At 39.2% G+C, this 16,637-nt stretch carries 11 protein-coding genes; 6 read left to right on the forward strand and 5 right to left on the reverse strand.

Translation table 11 applies throughout. The features are described 5' to 3' along the window. Positions 1-76: 76 nt before the first annotated feature. Positions 77-298, reverse strand: a complete 222-nt coding sequence (locus NMG88_RS08820; RefSeq protein ID WP_254035327.1) for a hypothetical protein — start codon at positions 296-298, stop codon at positions 77-79. Between the two features lie 183 nt (positions 299-481). Between NMG88_RS08820 and NMG88_RS08825 the strand changes: the two genes are divergently transcribed. The 5 genes from NMG88_RS08825 to NMG88_RS08845 all read left to right on the forward strand — a co-directional run bounded on the left by NMG88_RS08825 (position 482) and on the right by NMG88_RS08845 (position 8,293). Then, positions 482-3,952 (forward strand): hypothetical protein, encoded by a 3,471-nt coding sequence (locus tag NMG88_RS08825; RefSeq protein ID WP_254035328.1) that lies wholly within the window; start codon positions 482-484, stop codon positions 3,950-3,952. A gap of 108 nt (positions 3,953-4,060) precedes the next feature. Then, positions 4,061-4,660: an NfeD family protein gene (locus NMG88_RS08830; RefSeq protein ID WP_254035329.1), complete on the forward strand. Its 600-nt coding sequence runs from the start codon at positions 4,061-4,063 to the stop codon at positions 4,658-4,660. Positions 4,661-4,922: 262 nt separating this feature from the next. Beyond that, positions 4,923-6,215: a flotillin family protein gene (locus NMG88_RS08835; RefSeq protein WP_430204123.1), complete on the forward strand. Its 1,293-nt coding sequence runs from the start codon at positions 4,923-4,925 to the stop codon at positions 6,213-6,215. 128 nt (positions 6,216-6,343) lie between these two features. Continuing rightward, positions 6,344-7,660, forward strand: coding sequence for a flotillin family protein (locus tag NMG88_RS08840; protein ID WP_042155845.1), 1,317 nt, complete (start codon positions 6,344-6,346; stop codon positions 7,658-7,660). 180 nt (positions 7,661-7,840) lie between these two features. Further along, positions 7,841-8,293, forward strand: a complete 453-nt coding sequence (locus NMG88_RS08845) for a DUF29 domain-containing protein (protein WP_026794651.1) — start codon at positions 7,841-7,843, stop codon at positions 8,291-8,293. 56 nt (positions 8,294-8,349) lie between these two features. On the opposite strand, the gene NMG88_RS08850 is transcribed toward NMG88_RS08845, so the two are convergent. Both NMG88_RS08850 and NMG88_RS08855 read right to left on the reverse strand, forming a co-directional pair. After that, entirely contained in the window at positions 8,350-9,129 is a 780-nt protein-coding gene (locus NMG88_RS08850; protein ID WP_042157786.1) for an MBL fold metallo-hydrolase, read from the reverse strand. Positions 9,130-9,247: 118 nt separating this feature from the next. Next, entirely contained in the window at positions 9,248-11,344 is a 2,097-nt protein-coding gene (locus NMG88_RS08855) for a thioredoxin domain-containing protein (protein ID WP_254035331.1), read from the reverse strand. 189 nt (positions 11,345-11,533) lie between these two features. On the opposite strand from NMG88_RS08855, the gene NMG88_RS08860 reads away from it, so the two are divergent. Beyond that, a complete protein-coding gene (locus NMG88_RS08860; protein WP_227358120.1) occupies positions 11,534-13,099 on the forward strand; it encodes a PQQ-like beta-propeller repeat protein in 1,566 nt (521 codons plus the stop codon). 5 nt (positions 13,100-13,104) lie between these two features. Here the strand turns inward: NMG88_RS08860 and NMG88_RS08865 are convergent, their stop codons facing one another. Beyond that, the gene (locus NMG88_RS08865; RefSeq protein WP_079679753.1) at positions 13,105-13,338 is read right to left on the reverse strand and encodes a prevent-host-death family protein; all 234 of its coding nucleotides are present in this window, start codon (positions 13,336-13,338) and stop codon (positions 13,105-13,107) included. Positions 13,339-13,447: 109 nt separating this feature from the next. Continuing rightward, the gene (locus tag NMG88_RS08870) at positions 13,448-16,615 is read right to left on the reverse strand and encodes a type ISP restriction/modification enzyme (protein ID WP_254035332.1); all 3,168 of its coding nucleotides are present in this window, start codon (positions 16,613-16,615) and stop codon (positions 13,448-13,450) included. Positions 16,616-16,637 lie beyond the last annotated feature (22 nt).

A 16,637-nucleotide genomic window follows, 5' to 3' on the forward strand; every position in this document is an offset into this window, starting at 1 on the left:
TATCCAGTTTATTGTATTGCCTAATTTCTCGCATAACCACAGAACTTTACAGTCAAATCTGTCACCGTTCTCTATTCTATTTTTTGTCTAATTCGGGAAAATGCAGAATCGGAAGGCGATCGCCTCGGAAAATTTCTTCGCTGTTGGTGCTAAGGTTCAACATAAAATCATGGAGTGCTTTGGTTCCCAGTGCAGCGATTAATAGGGGTGGAGTAGCCAAACTGACCAACCACTCTTGGGGAAAAGCAATGGGGTCGGGACTTTTTACTGGATGATTATTGGTGGGGGTGGGTTGCATAGATGATTTGTGCTCAAGCGCAACAACGGGGAGTTGATCTAAATTTTGGGCTAATCGTGCCAAAATTGTAGTCGAATTCTAACATGGGTGTTGTTGTATTTTTGAACCCATCTCAGGCATTAACCCTTGAGATTAGAAATGAAATTCACAAATCGGGCCGTTTGGTAGGGGTAGGGAGTTGAATTGAAGGCCAATAAAACAGTTTTAACCGGAGAGGGTTTAGCTTTAACCCAATGGGCAGAAAAAGCCGTTGGACTTGCGGATGTGCAGGTTCAAATTCGTTTGCGTGGCAATCATTTGCACGTTCTGTGTGAAGCACTGATCAGTCCCGATGAAAAAATCGCTACATCTAATTTTTCCGGGGCCTTAACCCAAACGAATCTAACGGCTTTACTACCGCCCAATCAACCAATCTACAAGATTTTTTTATCGGGTCGAAGTTTGGGGGCGGCACGACCGGATTGGACAGTTAAGCTCGAATACACGGAATTACAATTTAAGACATCTACAGGGCCTTCTAAGGCTGTTGAAAGCCCCCTAACATCAGAAAATATTCAACCTATTCCTGAGCCTAGACAGAATCCCTTAACAAAAATTACCAGCCTATTTAGACGCTCTCAGCCCCAGGAACTTGCTCCGGCCCACCGTATACAGCCAGGGGGGGTTGAGGAGACGATTCAACCCGAACCAGAACCATTTTCCTCCCTCGCCGATGAAGGTTTGGCTTTCACTTCCATGCCTTTGGAATTTAATACCGAAGCACCCGCAGCAGTGCCAGCGTCCTCCCTCCCTAATACACAATCATCAACAACCCTCAACCCTCAACCATTAACAACTAATAACGAACCATTAATACAACCATCAATAACTGACCCTCAACCGTCAACGGTTACAGCCATTGAGGTGTCAACGGAAAGTTTAGCCCGACAGGGTTATCCCGATGCGATCGCCAGCTACCTGAGCGAAATTTTAGGAGGATTAGGCGTTGGGGTAAAAGTGACGATTCGGGAAAAATCCCAAAAAGGCACAAAAACCGAAGCCCCACCGGAAACCAATCCATCCGGTCGGCGGCTGTGGGTATTGTGTGAATCGGCTTATAGTCCCGATCCCTCCCTATTAGCTCAACCCATTGCTCAACGGTTGCGACAGTTGCAGCTTGAGGGGTTTCGGGATGCTTGTATTTTGTTGCAAGTCCAGGGGGAATCTACCCCCGACTGGATGTTACGGATTGATTTAACTTCACCGGATCGGATTCTCAAACAGTGGGGGCGCTGGGGGGATGAACAGGCGATCGCCCGCTTAATCAATGAAAAATTGAGTCAATTACAGGTAGAAGTCCGAACTACCTTAAAAGAATCCACCCTACATCTGTTCTGTACAGACGTGCCAATAGCCTTCGGCATGGCTTCGCCCGGGCGCGTCTCTACTCAAACGAACGGCGCAACCAAAAGCCGCAAGCGTCAGGTTCCTGATAAACAGGCGGTGATGGATATTGTTATCCCCCTATTGGATATCCTGGCTCCTCAAGGAATTTGTGCCGTCACGGTCTATGGTTTAGAAACCACCGCCACCCAAGCTAAACCGGGTGCTCCGATTTGGGTAGATTGGTTAAATTTACCCGCGGCCCAACATTCTGACCTCCAGCCCACGGCTCTAACCTTAGCGGAACAGGGCAATCTTTCCGCCTTGCGCTTTGTTCTGACTCGTTTAGTTAATCCCGATTTAGAGCTAAAACTAGCCACGGGGGGGATTCGGGTACTGTTATTACAAAAAGCCGAATTACTGCACGTCATGACCGAGGGAGCCACTTGTCCGTCCCAATCTCAGGTGGCTCCGGTGATTGCTCAATTTTTACGCAACCATCGGATTAGTGGTATTTCCGGGGTGAGAATTTATGGCCGTCGTTCAGGACAGAAACTTCCTCTCTGGCGCTACGGGATTTATCTAAAAACCAGTCAACCTGATACTGTCCCCTCCGTCTTACCCGATTTTGTTACTCCCCCAGAGGAGGGCGAAACCCTGGGAGAAAAGTCATCTTTACCCGATGGTTTAGTCCTGCGTCCTGACTTAAATCTGGATCATCTTGAAGCCGATGTTTCCAAACCCTCAAATCTGCTCTATCCCAATTGGCGAGAGGTTTTAGATCGGGGGGCTGAAGTTCTCGCCCAAGGATTGGTAACTACCCGGTTATTTGCCCCACGGACGGCGATGATGGTTTCCATACCTAGCAAAACCCACCGTTATCAAAAAATTGCTTTAGCTTTAGTTTGGGCAACCTTGGGAGGATTATTTGTTGTACAGGTGGATAAAATTCTAGGGGAATTGTTAGTAGAAATTCCTCTGAGTCGGGTTGGGGAAATGGTAATCACTACTGATAATTCTAGTAATTTAGAGGAAAAAAACTCGGAAATTATCGTGGCATCAGATATTACGGAAAGTCAGAAAAATTCCAAAGAAAATGATATCTTTAATGGCAGTAATTTTATTTCTTCCACGGTCAAAAACCAAAAATGCAATTTATCTGATACAAAATTAGGGTTAGAAGCCTGTAAGTTAGCTCAATTTCTTTATCCAACTTTTAAAAGCCCCCAATTAGATGAACAGTTGGCTCGATATCAACATTTTATTTTGACGGAAAAACGCCCCCCGGATATTATGATTATTGGGAGTTCTAGGGCTTTACGGGGGATTGATCCTGGGGTTTTAGAAACGGAATTAAAAGCCCGGGGTTATGGGAAATTAAAAGTTTATAATTTTGGGGTGAATGGAGCAACTGTACAAATTGTTGATTTAATTATTCGTCAAATTTTACCCCCGGAACAATTACCCAAGTTAATTATTCTAGCTGATGGGGTACGCGCCCTGAATAGTGGTCGAGTTGATCGTACTTATGAAACTATTTCTGCCTCGGAAGGTTATCAACAAATTTCCCAGGGAACATTTCAAATTCAGCCCCAAATTGAGCAGAAGCAGCCTTCTATTATAGGTTGGCAATCTAGTTGGGGAAATTTAGCTAAAAAGTTTCATCAAGGACAATTGAATTTTGAGGGGTTTCAAACGGAATTAAATCAACAGTTTGTACGCTATTCACAAGTATATGAAAAACGCGATCGCCTGCAATTTCTATTACAGTCTATAGTCAGGGGAGAAGGGTTTAAAAACCAGATTGAATCCCCCGTTGACGAAGGTGAACCTTTTAATGACCAATCACTGAAAGCATCTGAGTTTTTACCCAGTGGATTTTTACCTTTATCGACTCAATTTAGCCCTGAAATTTATTATCAAAATCATTCTCAAGTTTCTGGTTATTATGATGGGGATTATAAAGGGTTTGAATTAGAGGGAAAACAAACCACTGCTTTAAAAAATTTAATTGAATATGTAGACTCTAAAAATATAAATTTGGTGTTTGTCAATATGCCTCTTACTGAGGATTATCTAGATCAATTGCGGATGGCTTATGAAGAAAAGTTTAGGGATTTTATGCAATCAATCAGTCAGGAAACGGGAATTACTTTTATTGATTTATCCGGCGAATTGTTACATAATTATAATTATTTTTCCGATCCAAGTCACTTAAATCAATATGGTGCGGTGGCTGTTTCTCAAAAGTTAGTTGAACTGGATCAAATTCCTTGGCCAAGAAGGAAGTAGACAAGCAAAGAGAGTTGGGAGACCCAACCCCTACGATAAAATGTTACAACCTATTTAGGATTGCTATAGGAGTATTTCAATGGTTATTCCCTACTTAAGAACCCCATTATGCTGACGCTGTATCTATTCTGTCTTACTATTGGTGGGGGTTTTGTGATTCTATCAGCCTTTGCTGGATTTGATGGAATTGATTTTGATACTCATTTTGAGATGGATGTTGAACTTTCTGAACCTAAAAATGATCCAGAAACTCTCACATCCAGAAGCCATCGAAAATTCCCTAAACCAGCATTTCACTTACCCTTTTTAACCTTACGATTTTGGACGTTTGGGAGTTGTTTTTTTGGCTTAACTGGATTTATTTTAACAAAACTTAATCCTCTGTTGCCTCCTATCCTGATTTTGGCGATTTCCTTGGGAATTGGAGTTAGCTTTGGAACCATCATTGTAGGAATTTTAGGCCGACTTCGCCGACAACAAGCCAATAGTTTAATTTTATCTGAAGATATGATTGGATTATCGGGAACCGTTGAAATTCCCTTTGATCAAAATTGCAAAGGCAAAGTCAGATTATATCTGAAGGAATCTATGGTAGATGTTGTCGCCATTACCGAAGATACCCATAGCTTTGAAAAAGGGGATAAAGTTTTTGTCGTTGGTAGAAGTCATAATAAAGTCTTAGTAATTTCGGAGGAAAACTTGAATTAAGGATTAAGATTGAGGAGAATCCCAAAAAAATCACCGATAATATAGCAATCATAAATAGGTTGTAACATTTTAAGACTGACATGAAACAGTCAGAAGTATTACCCCAGATCCGGCGTTCCCTCCCCCCCAAGCCCCCCGTGCACGGTGGGTTTGGGGGGTTGTTCCGGTGTTCCGGTGTTCCGGTGTTCCGGTGTTCCCTCTTAACTGATTAATTGGAGTAAAAATGACCCAAGATTATATCCCGAAAATCAACAATTTACCGATGATTACGGAAGTTGCCCAAGTTCCTAATGCTGATCTTCCTCCTGATAATAGTTCTGGCAGTATTGGAACGGCTTTACCCGTCGCCCTTTCTATTTTTGGTATTATTATTTTTCTGTGGTTTCTTAATACCTTTCTGCAAATTTGTAAACCCAATGAAATTTTGATTTTATCCGGTCGGAAACGTCGGAATCAAGACGGCCAGGAACTGGGTTATCGGGTAATTTTTGGCGGTCGGACAATGTGTATTCCGATTTTAGAAACCGTTAAAACCATGGATTTACGGACAATGCCCGTGCGAGTGGAAGTTAAAAATGCCTATTCTAAAGGGGGAACTCCGTTAAATATTCAGGCGATCGCTAATGTTAAAATATCTAATGATCGGAAGATTGTAGGAAATGCAATTGAACGATTTTTAGAGCGAGATCGTTCAGAAATTTCTCGGGTTGCTAAAGAAACCTTAGAAGGAAATTTACGCGGTGTTGTGGGAACTTTAACCCCAGAACAATTAAACGAAGACCGTCTACAATTTGCCGAAAGTATTGCCGAAGATGTCTCCCGTGATTTATCAAAATTAGGTCTACAATTAGATACCTTAAAAATTCAAAGTGTTTCCGATGATGTTGATTATCTTAACTCCATTGGTCGCCGTCAAATTGCCTTAATTGTTCGAGATGCGGAAATCGCAGAATCTAATGCCATGGCGGAAGCTGAACAAACTGAAGCTGACTGTCGGCGACAAGCAGAAGTGGCAAAAACCCAAGCCCAAACTATTGTTTTACAGAAGGGAAATGAACTCAGAAAAATTAAAGCTGAATTAGAACAACAAGCTCGTTCTGAGGAAGAAAGAACCACCGCAGCAGGAGAAGAAGCTCGGGCAAAAGCGGAACAATTATTGCAAACTGTCAGGGCAGAATTAGAGCGGTTACGGTTAGAATCCGATGAGGTTTTACCTGCGGATGCTCAACGTCAAGCGAAGGAATTAAGAGCCAGAGGAGAGGCGGCATCTTTAATCGAAAATGCCTTGGCTGCGGCAACGGTAACGGATTTATTAAATCAAGTGTGGAAGGAAACGGGATCGGATGCTTCGGAATTATTTAATTTACAACAAATTGAAATGATTCTCCGTGAAGCGGCTAAGGTTCCTAACCGAGTGAAGTTACAAAATATTAATGTTATTGATAGTGGGGATGGGAAATCTGTTGCGGGTGTGGTTAATATCTATCCTGAAATTTTCCGGCAGTTTTTGGAAACTGTTGAGCATATTTTGGGGGTTAAATTATCATCAAAATAATCAGGTTTTTAAGCCGTTGTTGGGCTTTAGCCCTCTTATCTTAATTTGGGAAGTTAACGTTGTTGGGCTTTAGCCCTCATGTAAAGATTGCGCTTAAGCGCAACAACATATTTTAGGAGATTTTAAACATGGGAATTATCATTGCATTGTTAGGGGTTCTGGGATTAGGAACGGGGGCAGGATTTTTAATCATTCGCAACCTATATTATATTTGCCAACCCAGTGAAGTGTTAATTTTTGCCGGAAGTCGTAGCACTGTTGAAGGTGGAACAGATGTTGGTTATCGTTTGGTTAAAGGTGGAAGTAGCATTAGAATTCCTTTATTAGAAGATGCTTTTCGGATGGATTTAACCAATATGATTATTGAGTTAAAAGTCTCCAATGCCTATTCTAAAGGAGGCATTCCGTTAACGGTTGAAGGGGTAGCTAATATTAAAATTGCTGGGGAAGAACCGACAATTCATAATGCAATTGAACGGTTATTAGGCAAGAGTCGGAAGGAAATTGAACAATTAGCTAAGGAAACTTTAGAAGGGAATTTACGCGGTGTTTTAGCCAGTTTAACCCCGGAACAAGTGAATGGGGATAAATTAGCTTTTGCTAAAAGTTTATTAGACGAAGCAGAAGATGATTTAGAAAAGTTGGGGTTAGTGTTGGATACCTTGCAAGTTCAAAATATCTTTGATGAAGTGGGATATTTGGATTCTATTGGGAGAAAACAACGGGCGGATTTATTCAAAGATTCTCGAATTGCTGAGGCTAAAGCCCATGCGGAATCAATTATTCAAACCGCAGAAAATCAGAAAAATACTTCCTTGAAAAAATTAGAAACCGATATTGAAGTCGCCAAAGCTGAGGCAGAAAGACGGGTTAAAGATGCCGTTACAAAACGACAAGCTGTAATTGCCGAATCGGAGTCGGAAACGGCGTCTAAGGTGGCAAAAACCCAGGCTCAGGTGTTAGTTCAGCAAGCCCGAATTAAGCAGGTCGAACAACAGTTACAAGCGGATGTAGTTGCACCCGCCGAGGCTCAATGTAAACGGGCTATGGCTGAAGCGAAAGGGAATGCGTCTCAAATATTAGAAGCTGGAAAAGCTCAAGCGGAAGCTACTAAACGATTAGCTGAATCTTGGAAGTTAGCGGGGTCAAATGCCAGGGAGATTTTCCTATATCAAAAATTAGAAGTATTGTTAAAAACCATAGTGGAAACGGTTCCTAAAGTTGAAGTTGATAATGTTACTGTTATCAATAGTCAGCAAGGAGGAACTGCGACAAAGTTAGCCGCATTTTTAACGGAATTAAAGCAAACAACGGGGATTGATGTGGCAGAAACTATTGAAACCATGAGTCGAAATCATTCACCATCCCAACCGATTCCTCCAATTGTACCTCAAGTGTTACAATCAGTCTCCAAAAATTTCCCCGAATCTAATTCAGAAACCTAATTCTGTTGTAAATTAAACCGTAGGGGCGAGGTATCCTCCCCCTAAGCGATTAGTAATGCGGTGTTTCTAACTAATAAAGGACGGCGAACTTTTCTAAACTCGATTAATGCTTTCTCTAGGCTGGTTAACTCCCCAAGTTGCAATAACCTATAATCCCTATAAATAAGGACTAATCAACTCATGACCCAATCCCTAATTCCCCTAAAATTATTGTATGATTGCGACTTTTTAAAATGGACAGAAGAAACGAGCACCCATTTACAGAATCGAGACTTTAAACAATTAGATATTGCCAACTTAATAGAGGAAATAGATTCTTTGGGGAAAGCGCAGAAAAATGCCTTTAAAGGACAAATTAGGGCATTAATAGAACATATTATAAAGCGCTACTATGTTGATATGCCCCTAGAATATCATGGCTGGGAAAGGACAATTCGCAACATTCGCCCCGAAATTGAAGACTTGATTGAAATTTCTCCTAGCTTACAGAATGACTATCCCCAAGTCCTGGATACAGTTTATCAGCAATGTCTGAAAAAGCTGCAACCCGAATATAAAAACACAAAATTTCCTGATACTTGGCAATTTACCCGCTCCTTAGATGACCTTCTTAACCTAGATTTCTGGGAGTAAGGCAAAGCAGTTAGGAAGCGAGGACGTATGAATACGCCCCTGCTATGGGTTGTGACTTAAACACCCACCCGACGATGTTCTAATACCACTTCAAAACCTTCTCCGGGCTGGGGGTTGAGTACCCGGGTGGATAGATTTTCTTTAGCTAACATAGACCGAAAATCCTCTAAATTACCACTGACTTTTAATAACGAAACTAACCACCCTTCATAAACCACATCCCCGGCGGCGGCCGTGGGTAACATCACTTGGGGACTGACTAATTTAGCTAACTCCAAGGCTGTTTTTTGCCCACGAATAATTGGCCCAATTAACGGTAAACTAATATCAATTAATGGGGTAATAACGACATCAATGGGGGCTAGTTCTTTTAATAGAGAATCATGATATCCATGGGGTTCATAATAAACAGTATTTTCTGTTATTAAATCTTTTAAAAGATAGGCATTTTCAAGAGTTGTTGGGCCGATGGGAGAACCTCGCAAGGATTTAATTTCTACCTGATTTTCTAAACAATAGGTTTGTCCATGTTCCAAAGCTTGTACTTGAGTATATCCCAACTCCTGAACAAGTTTTGCCGCACTAGGAGAGCCGACAACGGGGATATTTTTGTTCAGTTGTTTTAAGGTTTCAGGATGGGCGTGATCTTCCAATCCCTGAGATAATAAAATTAAGTCAATCTTTTCAGGAATGGGTCGGGAATTTCGTCTTTCCCCCTTAAATAACCAAGTTTGATTCCCAAAGGTTAATGCACCCACTAACCAAGGGTCAATCAAAATTTGTTTTCCGCCTATTTCCAGTAACCAAGAGTTGCTATCGAGCCAAGTAAAATACATAGAGGTTGATTCCATTAGAACACTACTATTGTAGAAAAAAATCAAAAAACTGGCGAGTAATATTAAATCCCTATTAATTGGCTAGAAAGATATTAACTTACACAGCCAAAAATTCAAGTTAAGAGCGAGTCTGACTGGCTTGCAACTGTTGTAACAGTTCTTCGGAGTTTTTGGCAGGTTTATTACATTTTAATCCCTGACAAACTAAGCCAATAATATCATGAGAAAGCGTGTTATCAACTTTAAAAATAGTTGAGGGGAAATACTGCACACCTAACCCTAAAATTTGTTCGGGAGAAGTCCGAACTAGGGTATTATTCCGATACCAGTCTAACGCCGTAAATAAACTCGGACAAGCTTGGGGGGATTTTTGCATCACCGAACTAAAGGCGGTTAAACCTTGTTCCGCTTGGTCTAAAAAATCCAGATTTTCTGTTAATAAAAACAGACGCACTAAATTAGCAATAGCTACCCCATTCGCCGCCGGAGTTGCATTATCAATATAACTGCGTTCTCGAACTAATAAATCTTTTCCGGTATCTTTGGCGGTATTAAAATAACCTCCTAATTCCACACTCCAAAGTAAATCATTAAATTCTTCTTGAACTTTTTTCGCCTGTTCTAACCAATAATCTGGCTGTACTAAAGTTGTAGTTAATGTTAAACTAGCTTGGTGTAAATCAATCAAAGATTTAACTAATAACGCATAATCTTCAGACTGAGCTACAACATCCGGTTTTCCTTCATAATTAACTCGATGTAAACGTCCATCTACCCATTGATGATTCAGAATAAATTGGGCTGCTTTTGTGGCTAATTCTAAATACTCAACTTCCCCAAAAACCTTTGCAGCCTTGGCTAAACCCGAAATCATTAAACTATTCCAAGCTACAATCATTTTAATATCCGTAACCGGAGGAATTCTACCTAACCAATTATGGGTTTTTGCCTCCTGATTATTGCGGGCGGGGGCAAATAGTTTTAATGTTTTTGGCATTTCCCCATACCGAACTTGAAACAGTTTTTCTAAACCAGATTCGATGATATCACTTAACTCATCTGCATTGCAACGTTGTAAGACATTTTTACCTTCAAAATTACCGGATTTTGTAATAGTAAATTGTTTTTGTAGGGCGGCATATTCTTCAGGAGTTAATATTTTTTCCAGTTCACTATTATTCCAAACATAAAAAGCCCCTTCTTCCGGTTCTGACCACCCCGAAGCCTCCCCTTGGTAAGGGGGGGATGGGGGGGTAAAATTATCGGCATCTTGGGAAGCATAAAAATACCCTTCCGGGGCTGTCATTTCCCGTTTTAACCATTCAACAGTGCCTTGAATTGAACGTTTAAAGGCAGGTTTTTGAATACCAGCACTGCATAAATCCGCTAAATATTCCACAATTTGCCCGTTATCATAGAGCATTTTTTCAAAGTGGGGAACTGTCCAAGTCGGGTCAACAGTATAGCGATGAAATCCTCCCGCAACCTGGTCATAAATTCCCCCTAAAGCTAAGTCTAAACCCCGTTGAGTACAGGCTTCCTTTCCATCATATTTTGACTCAAAATTAAACCGAATTGTTCGTAATGCCATCTCGGAATAGGGAATCATCGGAAACCTTGGCCCCCCATATTCATTGCGACTAATCACCCCAGTATTGGCATCTAATCCTATTTGTAATAAATCTTCAGTTAATGTAGAAATAGGTAAAATTGTAGACTGCTGCAAATGCGTCATAATTTCATCTTTAAACGCTTGCAATTTGGTTTTTTCTAAGTCATAAAATCGACGAATTGCTTGTAAAACTTCTAAAAATCCTGGTCTACCATAACGGGGTTCTAAGGGGAAATAAGTGCCGCCATAAAAGGGGATTCTTTCATCGGGAGTTAGGAATATATTTAACGGCCATCCTCCTTGACCAGTCATCATTTGTAAGGCTTGCATATAAATACTATCAATTTCTGGCCGTTCTTCTCGATCAACTTTAATTGGCAAGAAATTTTGATTCATATATTGAGCAATTCCAGGGTCAGAAAATGCCTCTCCTTCCATTACGGTACACCAATGACAACTGGAATAACCAATCGAAAGAAATATGGGTTTATTTTGCTGATTTGCTGTTTCTAAAGCCTCGTCACACCAGGGCCACCAATCAATGGGATTTTCTGCGTGTTTGCGAAGATAGAGACTTTTGGACTCAGAAAGACGATTAACCATTAGAGATACCTAAAGATGTTTTGAGTAGATACGTTGCATGAAACGTCTCTACGGAGATTATTAATTATATCAAATCTGGGTATGGATTTTTTAATTAGCAATTCATGGTTTAATATTAATATCGGATTAGAGAGACGCGCCGTGGCACGTCTCTACGGGGATTATTAATTATATCAAAATTTTAAAATCATGGTTTCTCGACGACGCTTTAATCAACTTGCTGCTTATTTTTCTTTAGGATCTCTAATTCCTTCTGGTGTTTCTCAATTATTTAACTTTAGCACAAATGAAGCAGAAATTCAAGAGAAATTTAAAACTTTATTATCAATTTTAGATCCAGAAATTGAGTTATTAGTTCCGACTTATTTAGGTAATGATCAACGGCGTTTTTATGGGCGAGGAGTGCCGGAAAACCTGAAAGAAATTCATAAATTCCCATTAGGAACAGGAGTAACTTATGTGGGACGTACCCGTAAAGTTTGGAGTGGGGCGGGATGGACAGGACAACCAACTATTACCCGCGATCGCGGCAAAACCTATTTAATTATAGGAGCATTTGACCATTATTTAAGAAAAATAGAATTAGACACTCAAAAGGAAATTTGGAGATATAAATTTGATGATGTGGTTAAAGGAACATCAAGTATTTATATTGATCAAACTGCAACAGATGAGAACCAAATTGTCGTTTTACAAGGGAGTCGTAGCAGTATGTCAAAAGGAGGATTAGCTACAAGTTTCCGGGCAATTTCCTTTAGGACGGGAAAAGAAATCTGGAAATTAGATTTACGTCCCACCCCAAGTTATAGTCGAGATAATGATAGTTCGCCGTTATATTTAGGGGATGGAGTTATTTTTAATACTGGGGAAAATGCGATCGGTTATTTTCTCAATAGTTCAGCTAAAACAGCCGAAAAAAAATCGGGTTTCTTACAACCTAAAATTTTATCAGAAGTGCAACTTTATCAGGATGGAGATAGTAGCAGACATGGGGGAAATTTAGTTAGTGAATCCTCTCCTTCTCGGTTAGATAATCGGATTTTTATGGCATCGGGTTCGGGACATATTTATGGAATTGATATAAAAAATAGAAAAATTATTTGGGATTTTTATACGGGTTCCGATATTGATGGGTCGGCGGTTATTTCTCAAGATGGTAAGTTATTTTGTGCGATTGAAAAACAATATATTCCGGGAAATGGAGGTGTGCTTAAACTCAATCCTAACAAGAATCCTCAAGATAGTTTGGAATGGTTTTTACCGACAAAAAATCAAAAATTTAATACCTGGGATGGCGGTATAATAGGTTCTGTGGCGTTAAATGATGAATATAACCCCGATGGATTTCCGGCTATTTTTGCCACCAATGCCATTGACGGTTATTTATATATTGGATCTCAAATGATTACAACGGATAAAACCGTAACTGGGCCATTAGGAAAGGGAGAATATAAAACCCCTTTAATATTAGTCCAAGAAAAAATCGGAGCTTCGATTTCAACTCCTATTTTTACCGATGGTTATAAATTAGTAACGGCGGGATATAATGGAGTTTATTTATTTAATTTATATTGGGAAGAAGCCAGAGCAAATCAAAGCAATGCTATTCCTAACCAACGGGGGGAATATTATCGGTTAAGGGTCGAAGAAAAGGGACGATTTAAACCGGAAGTTTCCTTTGAGTCAACGCCTGTGGTTTGGAATAATCAGGTGATGATTTGTGGACGGGATGGGGGATTATATACGTTAGGGTGAAACTATCAGAAACCGGGTTTCTCGCTTAAGGGTAATAATCCTTCGTCCACATCTGCAAAGTCTTCGTCTAAGGGTTCAAGGGTAGAAAGGGTTTGTAGGAGGGATTTTTTCTGGACGGGGGAAATAATAGCGAAGGGGATACCGTCTTGGATGATGGTGAGGGTTTCGCCTGTTTTTTTTGCTTGGTTAATTAGGGTTTGGAGGGTTTCGGGAAGTTCAGCAAGGGTAATTTGTGTCATGGTGGTTTCTAGGGTTAGGGAAGATCAACTTGGCTTACATCTATTTTAACTGTGACGGCGGTACGATATTCTTTTAATAATATTACCCCAGCGAGCGAGGACGCTCGCACTACTCGATGGCAATTTTATCAATTTCTTTCATTAGTCTATCGGTTTCCGTCAAGGCAACAATAATTTTTTGATAATGGAATATGTCTTCAATTTCTAATTTTCGGTCTTTGCGGTCTTTGAGCCATTTTTGAGCGGGTTGATAGCCACCAATATAAAAGTTCCAAGCTATTTCGGGAACAAAATTAAAATATTGGGTATTGTTGATGTAAACTTTACCATCTTGATACTTTGGTTTTGTGACAATATTATCTCCGTCCATGGGATATTGTGTAATATATTTTTCAACGGTTGGACTTTCTAATAAATGGATTTGTCTGATTTCTTCGCCTAATTTGATCAATTGCCAAAAAGTGTTTTGGTCTTTGGGATAGGGGACTCTGGGAAAATCAATTTTCAGAAACTCTTTATATTTTTCTCGGTAAGTTAGCGAGTGTAAAACCGCATAGATATAGTCTAAAATATCTATGGGTGCAAATGTGTTTTCTGTGGTTTCTTTCTCGTTAGTAAAAGTTAATCCTAATTTTTCTGCTATTTGCTTTATAATTTCTGTGTTTAGGTTTGGTATTCTTTCGGCTGTTTGTATGATGATTTGTTGTTCAGGGTTATCAGGATAGAGGTAGAGAGGGAAGACATAACCTCTTTCTCTTGATTTGTTGGACACAAAAGAATCATCAACTATTTTATTTGTTACAAAAATATGCGAATACTCGTCCGTTACTAATTGACGGCATAAATCAATACCAACATTATCTTTATTGATAAAGTGATACATAAATTTTTCCCTGCCCCAATCAACCATAGAACTATGGTAATAAATGTATCTATCGTCAAATAATCTATACGCAATTTTTTGAATAATATCATTGTGGTTAAAACTCTGTATCGTCTTTCTCGCTTCAACCATTTTCCAACCTCTGGAATCGCCTGCTAAATATTTACCTTCCTTTTTATTTCCAAAAAATTTTCTTCTTATGGAATCATCAGTGAAGTTAATGTCCGAAAACTCTTCCATTCTTTTTTTAAGAATTGGTTTTTGAAAATCAATTACAAAACTATCTCTTGCCGTTACAACACCTGTAACATTTACTGAAAATAATTCATCAACTCTAAAACCTTTTTCGTATTCCTTTGAACCTTTATTGTTTTTTGGAACAAAAAATAAAAATGGTTTTTCTGGTTTTAATTCTTGAAAATTTACCGATTTTAATGAACTATCAGAGAGAAAATCATATTTCATTTCTCGTTTGCCATACAAGTCAAAATGAAATACTTTTCCTAATTCGTTTGCCTTTTTCTTTCCTGTTTTTACGAAAATATTAATTGAAACACCTTGCATAATGTCAAATACATTAACATCAGCATTTCCATCAGGTGCAGTTTCTTTTTTCTTGCTATTTCCGTGTAAGTCTATAGTATAAATTTTGTCATAAGTTTTTAGCAAATTCCAACGCATTCCCCGAAAAGTTGGGTTGTCTAAAAATCCGTGGGGATTGATAAACGCCAAAACACCACTCCCATTTTTTTCAATAAAATGCTGTCCGTAACGCAAGAATTTAACATAGTCATCATTTAACCAATGTTTGCGTTCATTAAAATGTACGCCATCAATATATTTATAATCTTCAATTAGTTTATTAATCCATTCGCCATTATTAGATGAAATTCCGCTATAAGGTGGATTCCCAATAACACACATTACAGGTGTATCTCTTTTAATATAATTCGCTTCATTCGCTTCAGCACTTAACCAACTTGCAAACAGCGTTCCAGTGTCGGGGTGTTTTTCTTCTAAACTGTTAGTAAGGTAAACTCTAAAACGTTGATTTGTGGTGGTTTTATAGCCCGTTTCAGTTAATAGTAAATCTAATTGAAGATGTGCCATAGCATAACTCGCCATCAGCAACTCAAAACCGTTGAGACGGGGCAATAAATGGGTTTCTACATAGTTGCTCCAAATCCCTTGTTGTCCGACAAATTTGTTATGAATATGTTTAATAACTTCCGCCAGAAAAGTTCCAGTTCCGGCGGCGGGGTCAAGGATTTGGACTTTGTGAACTTCCTGCTCAACCTGTTTTCCCTGCACATCAACTTTGATTTTAGTTTTGCTATTGTCTGCCAGTCCTTGGGGTAAATCAAATTCGGTTTTTAAAATATCATCAACCGCTCTAACTATAAAATTTACAACGGGTGCGGGTGTGTACCAAACACCACGAGCTTTACGCAATTTTGGGTCGTATTCACTTAAAAAGGTTTCGTAAAAATGGATAATTGGGTCTTCCATTTTTGTAGATTTACCGTAATTCTTTAAAATTTCTTCGACATTACAAGCTAAAAATATTTCTACTAAATTATCGACTATCCATTTAATTCGATCATCAATATCTGGCCCAGCAATGTATCCAAATAGCTTTCTTAAAAACGGATTTGATTTAGGAATAAGTTCCGCAGCTTTCTGTCGGCTGAAAGTTTCTAAAATCGGGTCATGTAATCGAGCCGCAAACATCCCATAAGCAATAGTTTGAGCATATACATCAGCAAATTCTTTAGGGGTAATATCGTGAATGAGGATTTTCTTAAAAGCACCCATTTGGTCTTTAAGCGTACTATTTTCTTGGTTAATTTCGTCACTCATTAAGGCTTTTTCAATTACTCCAGAAAGAAGACGAGCTTTCCCTGCCATCATTTCTGCTAGTTTTTTAGGACTTTTGATCGTTTGTCCGATGTGAGTACAAAAATCTTTAATTAGGTTAGTAAATGTTAAAAAATTTTCGGGTAAAGATTTAATCCCTGTTTCTGTTACTTCTCCTATAGCAATTTTAGTAATAAATTCGCCATCTCTATATAAATGAAAATCAAGATAATCCGTGAAAATTAAGTTATTTAAAGATGCTTTGTAACGATCAAATTGTTCTTTGTTTCCGGTTTTTTTAGCTCCTTTAAGGTCTTTATCCCCAATATCTTTTGCTTCTATAAAACCAACGGGTATATCTTTTTTGGTTAAAATATAATCCGGTGCTCCACAAGATTGCCGTTTAGGTTCATTGGTCGCACTAATAGTAGGAACCAAATTTTCAATCAGTTGTTGTAAATCGCCCCGAAACGTATGTTCAGTTGCATTACCTAGTTGATAACGCTTATTGATATTTTGAATGTATTTTTCTATCATTTCCGACCTCTTGAATTTTATA

The organism is Planktothrix agardhii, assembly GCF_904830935.1.
Taxonomy (GTDB): Bacteria; Cyanobacteriota; Cyanobacteriia; order Cyanobacteriales; family Microcoleaceae; genus Planktothrix; species Planktothrix agardhii.